Origin of the sequence: Citrobacter braakii, assembly GCF_009648935.1 — a bacterium.
GTDB classification, from domain to species: Bacteria; Pseudomonadota; Gammaproteobacteria; order Enterobacterales; family Enterobacteriaceae; genus Citrobacter; species Citrobacter braakii.
The window spans coordinates 215,486-227,953 of sequence record NZ_CP045771.1 but is presented as its reverse complement, the minus strand read 5'-3'; the positions used below and the strand labels follow the sequence as shown (position 1 = coordinate 227,953).

General features: G+C 52.6%; 10 protein-coding genes. 7 read left to right on the top strand and 3 right to left on the bottom strand.

Features of this window, described 5'->3' with window-relative positions; translation table 11 throughout:
* The first annotated feature begins 1 nt into the window (after position 1).
* Together thrB and thrC are read left to right on the top strand one after the other, a co-directional pair.
* Positions 2 to 931, top strand: a complete 930-nt coding sequence (gene thrB / locus GFC06_RS00980) for a homoserine kinase (RefSeq protein ID WP_016155645.1) — start codon at positions 2 to 4, stop codon at positions 929 to 931.
* Positions 932 to 934: 3 nt separating this feature from the next.
* Positions 935 to 2,221 carry a threonine synthase gene (gene thrC / locus GFC06_RS00975; protein WP_153689739.1) on the top strand — a complete coding sequence of 429 codons (1,287 nt, stop codon included), beginning with the start codon at positions 935 to 937 and terminating at the stop codon, positions 2,219 to 2,221.
* Between the two features lie 84 nt (positions 2,222 to 2,305).
* On the opposite strand, the gene yaaA is transcribed toward thrC, so the two are convergent.
* Positions 2,306 to 3,079 (bottom strand): peroxide stress protein YaaA, encoded by a 774-nt coding sequence (yaaA, locus tag GFC06_RS00970; RefSeq protein ID WP_016155647.1) that lies wholly within the window; start codon positions 3,077 to 3,079, stop codon positions 2,306 to 2,308.
* Positions 3,080 to 3,156: 77 nt separating this feature from the next.
* Entirely contained in the window at positions 3,157 to 4,587 is a 1,431-nt protein-coding gene (locus tag GFC06_RS00965; protein ID WP_016155648.1) for an alanine/glycine:cation symporter family protein, read from the bottom strand.
* 274 nt (positions 4,588 to 4,861) lie between these two features.
* On the opposite strand from GFC06_RS00965, the gene tal reads away from it, so the two are divergent.
* The 3 genes from tal (at position 4,862) to GFC06_RS00950 (ending at position 7,945) form a co-directional block, all read left to right on the top strand.
* Positions 4,862 to 5,815 carry a transaldolase gene (gene tal / locus GFC06_RS00960; protein ID WP_016151631.1) on the top strand — a complete coding sequence of 318 codons (954 nt, stop codon included), beginning with the start codon at positions 4,862 to 4,864 and terminating at the stop codon, positions 5,813 to 5,815.
* 110 nt (positions 5,816 to 5,925) lie between these two features.
* Positions 5,926 to 6,513: a molybdopterin adenylyltransferase gene (gene mog, locus GFC06_RS00955; protein WP_016155649.1), complete on the top strand. Its 588-nt coding sequence runs from the start codon at positions 5,926 to 5,928 to the stop codon at positions 6,511 to 6,513.
* Between the two features lie 124 nt (positions 6,514 to 6,637).
* Positions 6,638 to 7,945 carry an MFS transporter gene (locus tag GFC06_RS00950; protein WP_153689738.1) on the top strand — a complete coding sequence of 436 codons (1,308 nt, stop codon included), beginning with the start codon at positions 6,638 to 6,640 and terminating at the stop codon, positions 7,943 to 7,945.
* Positions 7,946 to 7,980: 35 nt separating this feature from the next.
* Here GFC06_RS00950 and satP read toward each other — a convergent pair whose 3' ends face one another.
* A complete protein-coding gene (gene satP / locus GFC06_RS00945; protein ID WP_003018969.1) occupies positions 7,981 to 8,547 on the bottom strand; it encodes an acetate uptake transporter in 567 nt (188 codons plus the stop codon).
* Between the two features lie 611 nt (positions 8,548 to 9,158).
* Between satP and dnaK the strand changes: the two genes are divergently transcribed.
* Both dnaK and dnaJ read left to right on the top strand, forming a co-directional pair.
* The gene (dnaK, locus tag GFC06_RS00940; RefSeq protein ID WP_016151634.1) at positions 9,159 to 11,081 is read left to right on the top strand and encodes a molecular chaperone DnaK; all 1,923 of its coding nucleotides are present in this window, start codon (positions 9,159 to 9,161) and stop codon (positions 11,079 to 11,081) included.
* An 85-nt stretch (positions 11,082 to 11,166) separates the two neighbouring features.
* A complete protein-coding gene (gene dnaJ / locus GFC06_RS00935) occupies positions 11,167 to 12,300 on the top strand; it encodes a molecular chaperone DnaJ (RefSeq protein ID WP_153689737.1) in 1,134 nt (377 codons plus the stop codon).
* Positions 12,301 to 12,468 lie beyond the last annotated feature (168 nt).

The window sequence follows — 12,468 nt, the reverse complement described above, 5'->3', positions numbered from 1 at the left end:
CATGGTGAGAGTTTATGCCCCGGCTTCCAGCGCCAATATGAGCGTCGGGTTTGATGTGCTCGGAGCGGCGGTAACCCCGGTGGACGGTTCGCTGTTAGGCGATGTGGTATCCGTTGAGGCGGCTGACCATTTCAGCCTTAACAACCTTGGTCGCTTTGCCAATAAGCTGCCGCCTGAGCCGCGAGAAAATATTGTCTACCAGTGCTGGGAGCGATTCTGTCAGGAGCTGGGTAAAAGCGTTCCGGTGGCGATGACGCTGGAAAAAAATATGCCGATTGGCTCCGGGTTAGGCTCCAGCGCGTGTTCCGTTGTAGCGGCGCTGGTCGCCATGAACGAGCATTGCGGTAAACCGCTCAACGATACGCGCCTGTTGGCGATAATGGGTGAGCTGGAAGGGCGTATCTCCGGCAGTATTCATTACGATAACGTCGCCCCGTGCTTTTTGGGCGGCATGCAGTTAATGATCGAAGAAAACGGCATTATCAGCCAGCAGGTGCCAGGCTTTGATGAGTGGCTGTGGGTCCTCGCGTATCCGGGGATTAAAGTGTCGACGGCAGAAGCGCGGGCGATTTTACCTGCGCAGTATCGCCGTCAGGACTGTATCGCCCACGGGCGGCATCTGGCTGGGTTTATCCATGCCTGCTATTCCCGTCAGCCAGGGCTTGCCGCGAAGCTGATGAAAGATGTCATTGCTGAGCCATACCGTACCCGCCTGCTGCCAGGCTTTAGCCAGGCGCGTCAGGCGGTAGCGGAAATCGGGGCGCTGGCCAGCGGTATCTCCGGTTCGGGGCCGACGCTGTTCGCTTTGTGCGACAAGCCGGATACGGCGCAGCGTGTAGCAGACTGGCTGGGTAAAAATTATCTGCAAAATCAGGAAGGCTTTGTTCATATTTGCCGGTTGGACACGGCGGGCGCACGGGTACTGGGATAATCAATGAAACTGTATAATCTGAAAGATCATAACGAACAGGTCAGCTTTGCACAGGCCGTCACGCAAGGGCTTGGCAAGAATCAGGGATTGTTTTTTCCGCACGATTTGCCGGAATTCAATCTGTCAGAAGTCGATGAGATGTTGAACCAGGATTTCATTAGCCGCAGCGCGAAGATCCTTTCCGCATTTATCGGTGATGAAATCCCACAGGAGATTCTGGAACAGCGCGTGCGTGCGGCGTTTGCCTTCCCGGCACCGGTTGCTCAGGTTGCCGCGGATATCGGCTGTCTGGAGCTGTTCCACGGCCCAACGCTTGCATTTAAAGACTTTGGCGGGCGCTTTATGGCGCAGATGCTGACGCATATCAGCGGCGACAAACCGGTCACCATTCTGACGGCGACCTCTGGAGACACTGGTGCGGCAGTCGCACATGCCTTTTATGGTCTGAAAAATGTGCGCGTGGTGATCCTTTATCCGAACGGCAAGATTAGCCCATTACAGGAAAAACTGTTCTGTACACTGGGTGGCAATATTGAAACCGTGGCGATTGATGGCGATTTTGATGCCTGTCAGGCTCTGGTGAAACAGGCGTTTGATGACGAAGAGCTGAAGGTCGCTTTGGGGCTGAATTCGGCTAACTCAATCAACATCAGCCGTCTGCTGGCGCAAATCTGTTACTACTTTGAGGCCGTGGCTCAACTGCCGCAAGAGGCGCGTAATCAACTGGTTATTTCCGTTCCCAGCGGCAACTTTGGCGATCTGACTGCCGGGCTGCTGGCAAAATCACTGGGCTTGCCGGTGAAGCGTTTTATCGCGGCGACCAACGTCAACGATACGGTTCCACGCTTTCTTGCACAAGGTGAGTGGGCGCCGAAAGCGACTCAGGCGACGTTGTCGAATGCGATGGATGTCAGCCAGCCAAATAACTGGCCGCGGGTGGAAGAACTGTTCCGCCGTAAAATCTGGCGTCTGAATGAGCTGGGTTATGCCGCTGTTGACGATGCCACTACTCAGGACACGATGCGTGAGCTGCATGAGATGGGGTACACCTCAGAACCGCATGCGGCGGTGGCTTACCGTGCGCTGCGTGACCAACTGAACCCTGGCGAGTACGGCCTGTTCCTCGGTACTGCGCATCCGGCCAAGTTTAAAGAAAGCGTTGAAGAGATTCTTGACCTGACGCTGGCTCTGCCAAAAGCGCTGGCGGAACGCGCGGACCTGCCGCTGCTTTCTCATCACCTGCCTGCTGATTTTGCTGAACTGCGCAAGCTGATGATGACCCGCGGTTAACGGTTGTGCCCGCTGGCGCTTTGCTTAGCGGGCCTACAAAACCTGTCGGCCGGATCGGGCGTTCGCCGCCATCCGGCCTTTTTACTACTGCTCCTGGCGTTTAAACACCAGTTCGCCATTTCCTGACGCTTCTTCATCAAAGAAATAGCCTTCGCTGTTAAAGGCGGTCAGCTGTTCTGGCTGCGTTAAGCGGTTCTCAATAATGTAGCGACTCATCAGGCCGCGCGCTTTTTTGGCATAGAAGCTGATGACTTTGAACTTGCCGTTCTTCTCGTCGAGGAAGACCGGTTTGATAAGCTCCGCGTTGAGCTTTTTCGGCTTCACGGATTTAAAATACTCATCCGAGGCGAGGTTAATCACTACGCTGTCGCCTTGCGCTTCCAGCGCTTCGTTAAGTTTATCGGTGATGGTATCTCCCCAGAACTGGTAGAGATCTTTACCTTTCGCATTGGCCAGACGAATACCCATCTCCAGACGGTAAGGCTGCATCAAATCCAACGGACGCAAAACGCCGTACAGCCCGGACAACATCCGTAAATGTTGCTGAGCGAAGTCGAAATCCGCTTCGCTGAAGGTTTCAGCCTGCAGTCCGGTATATACGTCGCCTTTAAACGCCAGAATGGCCTGGCGCGCGTTTTCCGGCGTGAAGTCAGGCTGCCAGTCATGGAAACGTGTGGCGTTCAGATCCGCCAGCTTGTCGCTAATTCCCATCAGCTTGCCAATTTGCGGAGCAGAGAGTTGGCGCGCCACGTGAATAAGCTGCTGAGAGTGATCCAGCAGTTCGGGCAATGTATGACGTGTCGTTGCCAGCGGACTTTGGTAGTCGAGCGTTTTTGCAGGTGAAATCAGAATCAGCATATCCAGTCCTTGCAGGAAATTTACTGCGACTTTAGCAAAAAAAACGACAGAATTGATCGATGGTTGCGATTGCCGCGCTATCCGCGCGGCGTCTCATCCCAGCTTTCGGGCGCAAGTTGTTGTCTGATATCAGGATAACGGCGCGGATCGAATTCTGGGCGCACCCCGAGTTTGCGTTGGCGTAGATAGTCGCAGGCGATAGTCTGCACAACCGGTGAAAGCAGCAGAATCGCCGTCAGGTTAGTGATGGCCATACACGCCATAATGATGTCCGCCAACTGCCAGATCAGCGGAACGCTGACTAACGTTCCGCCGATAACGGTGCTAACGGTGGCGATCCGTAATAGCCAGATGACGCGGATATTGTCCAGCTTCAGGAAAACGAGGTTATTTTCCGCATAGATGTAGTTGGCTACGATAGAGCTAAAGGCAAACAGAATCACAATTAACGCCACGAATCCGGCACCCCATTCTCCCGTCACTGAAACCATCGCTTTCTGGAGTAACTGGATGCCTTCCATCGGTACATAGCTGGCGTCATTACCCGCCAACAGAACAATCATCGCGCTGGCCGTACAGAGAATCAGCGTATCAACTAATACTCCGATCATTTGCACAATGCCTTGTGCCGCAGGATGCGGAGGCCAGGATGCTGCCGACGCGGCCGCGTTCGGAGTTGATCCCATTCCGGCCTCATTAGAAAACATACCGCGTTGAAAGCCGCTGGCAATGGCCTGGCTTAGTGTATACCCGGCGGCACCGGCTGCGGCTTCCTGCCAGCCAAAGGCACTTTTTATAATGGTCATGATAATGCCGGGGAGCTGCCCGAAATGCCAAAGACAGATGACGATGCTGCAACCGACCCACAACAGCGCCATCATCGGAACGAACCATTGCATCAGGCGGGCAACGCCTTTAATGCCGCCAATGATTGCCAATAATGACACTATTGCCAGTGCGATACCGGTGAAGAGGGGAGGGATATCAAAAGCAAAGGTCAGCGCATGAGAGACCGAATTAGCCTGAACGCTGTTAAAAATCAGACCATAAGCAATGAGTAAAAAGATGGCAAAAAGAACGCCCATCCAGCGCATGCCCAGCCCACGCTCCATATACCACGCAGGACCGCCGCGAAACTGTCCCTTGCTGTCGCGCTCTTTATACAGTTGGGCAAGAGAGCTCTCGGCAAATGACGTCGCCATACCAATGATCGCCGAGACCCACATCCAGAACACGGCTCCCGCGCCGCCAGCGGCAATCGCCAACGCCACGCCCGCCAGATTTCCGCTACCGATACGTGCGGCAAGACTGGTGCATAAAGCCTGAAAGGAAGTTAAACCGCCCGGCTGCGGGCTGATGCTGTTTTTAAGACTTTTGCCAAACTGGCGAATATAGCGAAACTGAATAAACCCTGTACGCCAGGTGAACCAACATCCTGCGCCAAGCAGGAGGTAGATCATCACCGATCCCCAGAGTATTTCATTAATAAATGAGAAAAAATCAGGCATTAACATCCCTCTTGTTGATGCCGGTAAGCGCGAATATTCCCGTGTAAGCGCTACCAATAATCGACCAGTATATACCTTATAAGGTGATTGATTGCGGGAGTTTATCATAACAATCGTTATATCCCTTAATTGCGCATCACAGGCTTGGCGATGCGTAATCAGGGCTGAGCGGCTGGTCGGACAATCCAGGCGGTTGCGCTGAGAGTGCGTCGTGCTATCATCAGGGAAGATCGGTTACATCCCCCTAACAAGCTGTTTAAAGAGAATCGCTATCATGACGGACAAATTGACCTCCCTTCGTCAGTTCACCACAGTAGTGGCCGACACCGGAGACATCGCGGCAATGAAGCTGTATCAGCCTCAGGATGCCACAACTAACCCTTCTCTCATTCTTAACGCAGCGCAGATCCCGGAATACCGCAAGCTGATTGATGACGCTGTAGCCTGGGCTAAGCAGCAGAGCAACGACCGTGCGCAGCAGGTCGTCGACGCGACCGACAAGCTGGCAGTAAATATCGGTCTGGAGATCCTGAAACTGGTCCCAGGTCGTATCTCCACTGAAGTTGACGCTCGTCTGTCCTACGACACCGACGCGTCCATCGCTAAAGCAAAACGCCTGATCAAAATGTACAACGATGCTGGCATCAGCAACGATCGCATCCTGATTAAACTGGCTTCAACCTGGCAGGGCATCCGTGCCGCTGAGCAGCTGGAAAAAGAAGGCATCAACTGTAACCTGACTCTGCTGTTCTCCTTCGCGCAGGCGCGTGCATGTGCAGAAGCTGGCGTATATCTGATTTCTCCGTTCGTTGGCCGTATTCTTGACTGGTACAAAGCCAATACCGACAAGAAAGAGTATGCACCGGCAGAAGATCCGGGTGTGGTTTCCGTAACGGAAATCTACGAGTACTACAAACAGCACGGTTACGAAACCGTAGTTATGGGCGCGAGCTTCCGTAACATCGGCGAAATTATTGAGCTGGCAGGCTGCGATCGTCTGACGATTGCTCCGGCACTGCTGAAAGAACTGGCGGAAAGCGAAGGTGCTATCGAACGTAAACTGTCTTTCTCCGGCGAAGTGAAAGCGCGCCCTGCACGCATCACCGAAGCTGAGTTCCTGTGGCAGCATAACCAGGATCCGATGGCTGTAGACAAACTGGCGGACGGTATCCGTAAGTTTGCTGTAGACCAAGGTAAACTGGAAAAAATGATCGGCGATCTGCTGTAATCATTAGTGCGTGGCCCTGATATGGGTCACGCTACCTCTTCTGAAACCTGTCTGTCCTTCCCTTCGCAGTGTATCATTCTGTTTAACGAGACTGTTTAAACGGAATAATCATGAATACTTTACGCATTGGCCTGGTTTCCATTTCTGACCGTGCTTCCAGCGGCGTTTACCAGGATAAAGGTATCCCGGCCCTTGAAGAGTGGCTGGCGTCTGCCCTTACCACCCCTTTTGAGCTGCAAACGCGGTTGATCCCGGATGAACAGGCGATCATCGAACAGACCTTATGTGAGCTGGTAGATGAAATGAGCTGTCATCTGGTGCTGACTACCGGCGGAACGGGTCCGGCCCGTCGTGACGTAACGCCTGATGCAACGCTTGCCGTAGCCGACCGTCAGATGCCGGGCTTTGGTGAGCAGATGCGCCAGATAAGCCTGCACTTTGTGCCAACGGCGATTCTTTCCCGTCAGGTTGGCGTGATTCGCAAGCAGGCGTTGATCCTGAATCTGCCTGGGCAGCCAAAATCGATCAAAGAGACGCTGGAAGGTGTGAAAGATGCCGACGGTAAGGTTATCGTGCCGGGTATTTTTGCAAGTGTACCGTATTGTATACAGCTATTAGATGGGCCGTATGTGGAAACCGCACCGACTGTTGTAGCATCTTTTCGTCCTAAAAGCGCAATACGCGATACAAAAGCCTGAAAGTAGCCCGATCGTGACATAAGTGCCAATGACAGTGGAGTATTGAATTGTTTACGATATAGTAATTTTTGCTTTACATATATCAACAAACAGATTCAATTACTTCACTGACTCATGGTTTGCTATGTCACAACACACTCGACCGCTGAATCGCCAGGATTATAAAACCCTTACGCTTGCTGCCCTTGGTGGTGCGCTTGAGTTTTATGATTTCATTATCTTTGTCTTCTTTGCCGCTGTTGTTGGCGAGCTCTTCTTCCCCGCAGACATCCCTGAATGGCTACGTCAGGTGCAAACCTTCGGCATTTTTGCCGCCGGATATCTGGCGCGTCCGCTGGGGGGCATCATCATGGCGCACTTTGGCGATCTGGTCGGGCGCAAGAAAATGTTCACCCTGAGCATTTTGCTGATGGCGATACCGACGCTGGCGATTGGTCTGTTGCCTACCTACGCCTCAATGGGGATCCTCGCGCCGCTGCTGTTACTGCTGATGCGTATTTTGCAAGGCGCTGCCATCGGCGGAGAAGTTCCGGGCGCGTGGGTGTTTGTGGCGGAGCATGTACCGGAGCGTCGCATCGGCATTGCCTGCGGAACGCTGACTGCCGGCCTGACGGTGGGAATTCTGCTGGGGTCGGTGGTTGCGACGCTGGTGAACACCAGCCTGACGCAGCAGGCGGTGCATGATTACGGCTGGCGTATTCCTTTCCTGCTGGGGGGCGTGTTTGGGCTGGTGGCGATGTACCTGCGTCGCTGGCTGCAGGAGACACCCATATTTCTCGAAATGCAGCAGCGTAAAGCGTTGGCGCAAGAGCTACCGGTGAAGTCAGTGGTGAGCAAACATAAAAAAGCGGTGGTTATTTCAATGCTGCTGACCTGGCTGCTATCGGCTGGGATTGTGGTGGTGATCCTGATGTCACCAGTCTGGTTGCAGAAGCAGTATGGCTTTGCGCCGGCGCTAACGTTACAAGCCAACAGTGTCGCTACCATTATGCTGTGCGTCGGTTGCCTGCTGGCTGGGTTTATTGTCGATCGGGTCGGCGCCAGCAAAACCTTTATTGTCGGCAGCCTGATGCTGGCCTGTTCAAGCTGGTTTTTCTATCACCTGACCGACAGCCATCCCCAGCATTTGTTCCTGTTATACGGGCTGGTGGGGTTATGCGTTGGCGTGGTGGGGGCTGTGCCTTATGTGATGGTGCGGGCGTTTCCGGCGGAAGTCCGCTTTACCGGAATATCCTTTTCTTACAACGTGTCGTACGCCATTTTTGGTGGGCTGACGCCAATCGCCGTCACGATGTTAATGAGCGTGTCGCCAATGGCTCCGGCCTGGTATGTGCTGGCGTTATCGCTGGTAGGGCTAGGTTTGGGGATTTGGCTGCGACAGGATCTTTATCATCGCGATTCGAGCGTACAGGCAGAGTTACAGCGCTTGTAAGGAATATCCCCCCGTCAGGGGGGGATAGCATCAGATTAGTGCGCTTCACCAATCGGCAGGATGGTACGGCCAAACTGTTCGTTCAGCACTTCACCCATCGCCAGGTAAATGGCGCTTGCGCCACACACTAAGCCTACCCAGCCAGCAACGTGAATGATCGCTTCGTTACCCGCAATGTTGCCCACGGCCAGCAGGGCGAACAGCACTGTCAGGCTCAGGAACACGAACTGCAGCATGCGCGCGGCTTTCAGCGTACCGAAGAACATGAACAGAGTGAACACGCCCCACAGACCGAGGTAAGCGCCCAGGAACTGACCATTGGTTGCATCCGCCAGGCCCATTTTCGGCATCAGCAGGATCGCAACCAGCGTCAGCCAGAACGAACCGTAGGAGGTAAAGGCGGTTAAACCGAAGGTGTTGCCTTTTTTATATTCCAGCAGTCCGGCAAAAATTTGCGCGATACCGCCGTAGAAAATGCCCATCGCCAGAATAATAACGTCCAGAGCGAAGAAACCCGCGTTGTGCAGGTTAAGCAGAATGGTGGTCATGCCAAAGCCCATCAGGCCCAGCGGTGCCGGATTAGCCAACTTAGTGTTGCCCATAATTCCTCAAAATCATCATTGATTGAATGGTGAAATAGTTTCCCCGAATAACGATCGCTGTCTTCGGGGCGCGGCATGATAATCAGGGGAGAAGGCACTGTCTATGATCTAACGAAGGGAAAATGAATTATTTTCCCTGTGATGGGCATCACGCTTGCCAGTTACGGCGGTGCTGCTCAGCAGAAGGCCCATAAGCAGGCTGGCGGAAAGGGTTAACACAGATTTCATGGAGTTTCTCTTTGACGGCTGCAAAAGTGTGTGACTTCAGACCATATTAGCGTCGTCATAAAAACGATTCATGCTCGTAATCTTTTATTTTTATTGCAATTTTTATGTGAATGACTTTCCTGATTTAATTGGTTGTATGAATTAATTCTGGTTGGCGACTATTCATTTTTATCTCTTTTTGCCTTTTTTCTGCGAATTTATTGCCACAAGGCTAAAAAAATTTTTCATGCCCCCCTTGATGACGTGGGTTACGACCCCATCTTGTAGACAACCGCAGTGGTGAGTCTGAAAAAAAACGATTCAGGGTAGTTGAAACCGCACGTTTCGCCCTTATTACAGATTCACAACCACATGATGACCGAATTTTTAGTGGAGACGTTTAGATGGGTAAAATTATTGGTATCGACCTGGGTACTACCAACTCTTGTGTAGCGATTATGGATGGCACTACTGCACGTGTGCTGGAGAACGCCGAGGGCGATCGCACCACGCCTTCTATCATTGCTTATACCCAGGATGGTGAAACTCTGGTTGGTCAGCCGGCTAAACGTCAGGCAGTGACAAACCCGCAAAACACCCTGTTTGCGATTAAACGCCTGATTGGCCGCCGCTTCCAGGACGAAGAAGTGCAGCGTGATGAAGCCATCATGCCGTACAAAATCATCGGTGCTGACAACGGTGATGCATGGATTGACGTAAAAGGTCAGAAAATGGCACCGCCGCAGATTTCTGCTGAAGTGCTGAAAAAAATGAAGAAAACGGCTGAAGATTACCTGGGTGAACCGGTAACTGAAGCAGTTATCACCGTACCTGCATATTTTAACGATGCTCAGCGTCAGGCAACCAAAGACGCCGGCCGTATCGCAGGTCTGGAAGTAAAACGTATCATCAACGAACCAACCGCAGCTGCACTGGCTTACGGTCTGGATAAAGAAGTCGGCAACCGTACTATCGCGGTTTATGACTTGGGTGGTGGTACTTTCGATATCTCTATTATCGAAATCGACGAAGTTGACGGTGAAAAAACCTTCGAAGTTCTGGCAACCAACGGTGATACCCACCTGGGTGGTGAAGACTTCGATAGCCGTATGATCAACTACCTGGTTGACGAATTTAAGAAAGATCAGGGTATCGACCTGCGTAACGACCCGCTGGCGATGCAGCGTCTGAAAGAAGCCGCTGAGAAAGCGAAGATCGAACTGTCTTCCGCTCAGCAGACCGACGTGAACCTGCCGTACATCACTGCAGACGCGACTGGTCCGAAACACATGAACATCAAGGTGACCCGTGCGAAACTGGAAAGCCTGGTTGAAGACCTGGTTAACCGTTCTATCGAGCCGCTGAAAGTTGCTCTGCAGGATGCTGGTCTGTCTGTTTCCGACGTTCAGGACGTTATCCTGGTCGGTGGTCAGACTCGTATGCCGATGGTACAGAAGAAAGTTGCTGAGTTCTTCGGTAAAGAGCCGCGTAAAGACGTTAACCCGGACGAAGCTGTGGCAATCGGTGCTGCCGTTCAGGGTGGTGTATTGACCGGTGATGTGAAAGACGTGCTGCTGCTGGACGTTACCCCGCTGTCTCTGGGTATCGAAACCATGGGTGGCGTGATGACTGCACTGATCGCGAAAAACACCACTATCCCGACCAAGCACAGCCAAGTGTTCTCTACCGCTGAAGACAACCAGTCTGCGGTAACCATCCACGTGCTGCAGGGTGAACGTAAACGTGCCGCTGATAACAAAGATCTGGGTCAATTTAACCTGGATGGCATCAGCCCGGCTCCGCGCGGTATGCCGCAGATCGAAGTTACTTTTGACATCGATGCCGACGGTATCCTGCACGTTTCCGCGAAAGACAAAAATAGCGGTAAAGAGCAGAAGATCACCATCAAGGCTTCTTCTGGTCTGAACGAAGAAGAAATTCAGAAAATGGTTCGTGAAGCAGAAGCGAACGCAGAATCTGACCGTAAGTTTGAAGAGCTGGTTCAGACCCGTAACCAGGGTGACCATCTGCTGCACAGCACTCGCAAGCAGGTTGAAGAAGCAGGCGACAAACTGCCGGCTGATGACAAAACTGCCATCGAGTCTGCACTGACCGCGTTGGAAACTTCTCTGAAAGGCGAAGACAAAGCGGATATCGAAGCGAAAATGCAGGCGCTGGCACAGGTTTCTCAGAAACTGATGGAAATCGCTCAGCAGCAGCACGCACAGCAGCAGGCTGGCGCAGCAGGTGCTGATGCTTCTGCAAACAACGCGAAAGATGACGACGTTGTCGACGCTGAGTTTGAAGAAGTGAAAGACAAAAAATAATCGCCCTTTGAACGGGTAATTACTGGCACGGGCGAAGAGGTTTCCTCTCCGCCCGTGCACGCATGTTAGGGGCAGATAAAAAGAGATGGCTAAGCAAGACTATTACGAGATTTTAGGCGTTTCCAAATCAGCGGAAGAGCGTGAAATCAAAAAGGCCTACAAGCGCCTGGCCATGAAATATCACCCGGACCGCAACCAGGGTGATAAAGAGGCCGAAGCCAAGTTTAAAGAGATCAAAGAAGCGTACGAGATCCTCACCGATACGCAAAAACGTGCGGCTTATGATCAGTACGGCCATGCAGCGTTTGAGCAAGGCGGTATGGGCGGTGGCGGCGGTTTTGGCGGCGGGGCCGACTTCAGCGATATCTTTGGTGACGTGTTTGGCGATATCTTTGGCGGCGGTCGCGGTCGTCAGCGCGCCTCACGTGGTGCTGATTTACGTTACAACATGGATCTCACTCTGGAAGAAGCCGTGCGTGGCGTCACCAAAGAGATCCGTATTCCGACGCTGGAAGAGTGTGATGTTTGCCACGGCAGCGGTGCGAAGGCGGGCACGCAACCCCAGACCTGTCCAACCTGTCACGGTTCTGGTCAGGTGCAGATGCGTCAGGGCTTTTTTGCCGTACAGCAGACCTGTCCACACTGTCAGGGCCGCGGTACGTTGATTAAAGACCCGTGCAACAAATGCCATGGTCATGGTCGCGTTGAGAAGAGCAAAACGCTGTCCGTTAAGATCCCGGCTGGGGTTGATACTGGCGACCGTATTCGTTTAGCGGGTGAAGGTGAAGCCGGTGAACATGGCGCGCCAGCAGGCGATTTGTACGTTCAGGTGCAGGTAAAACAGCACCCAATTTTCGAACGTGAAGGCAATAACCTGTACTGCGAAGTGCCGATTAACTTTGCGATGGCAGCGCTGGGCGGCGAGATTGAAGTGCCGACGCTGGATGGTCGCGTGAAGTTAAAAATCCCGGGCGAAACGCAGACCGGCAAACTGTTCCGCATGCGTGGCAAAGGCGTTAAGTCAGTACGCGGCGGCGCACAGGGCGATCTGCTGTGCCGTGTGGTGGTTGAAACCCCGGTAGGCCTCAACGACAAGCAGAAGCAGTTGCTGAAAGATCTGCAGGACAGCTTTGGCGGCCCGACCGGCGAGCAAAACAGTCCGCGCTCTAAAAGCTTCTTCGACGGTGTGAAGAAATTTTTTGACGATTTGACGCGCTAATTCTCGACTCAATAATCTTTGATAAAAAGCCTGGACTGAAAAGTTTCAGGCTTTTTTATTTCTGTTTTCCGTTCGGAAAAACCTGAACGACTTTATTTTAATGGCTCGTAAAAACCGATCTATTCATCATGAATAATCTAATTTTAACGAGTTTTCTGAAGGTGTAAG

Bases quoted from the DNA above. Each gene is read 5' to 3' on its own strand.
- tal (WP_016151631.1), top strand. From the start codon at position 4,862: ATGACGGACAAATTGACCTCCCTTCGTCAGTTCACCACAGTAGTGGCC.
- yaaA (WP_016155647.1), bottom strand. From the start codon at position 3,079: ATGCTGATTCTGATTTCACCTGCAAAAACGCTCGACTACCAAAGTCCG.
- dnaK (WP_016151634.1), top strand. From the start codon at position 9,159: ATGGGTAAAATTATTGGTATCGACCTGGGTACTACCAACTCTTGTGTA.
- satP (WP_003018969.1), bottom strand. From the start codon at position 8,547: ATGGGCAACACTAAGTTGGCTAATCCGGCACCGCTGGGCCTGATGGGC.
- dnaJ (WP_153689737.1), top strand. From the start codon at position 11,167: ATGGCTAAGCAAGACTATTACGAGATTTTAGGCGTTTCCAAATCAGCG.
- GFC06_RS00965 (WP_016155648.1), bottom strand. From the start codon at position 4,587: ATGCCTGATTTTTTCTCATTTATTAATGAAATACTCTGGGGATCGGTG.
- GFC06_RS00950 (WP_153689738.1), top strand. From the start codon at position 6,638: ATGTCACAACACACTCGACCGCTGAATCGCCAGGATTATAAAACCCTT.
- mog (WP_016155649.1), top strand. From the start codon at position 5,926: ATGAATACTTTACGCATTGGCCTGGTTTCCATTTCTGACCGTGCTTCC.
- thrB (WP_016155645.1), top strand. From the start codon at position 2: ATGGTGAGAGTTTATGCCCCGGCTTCCAGCGCCAATATGAGCGTCGGG.
- thrC (WP_153689739.1), top strand. From the start codon at position 935: ATGAAACTGTATAATCTGAAAGATCATAACGAACAGGTCAGCTTTGCA.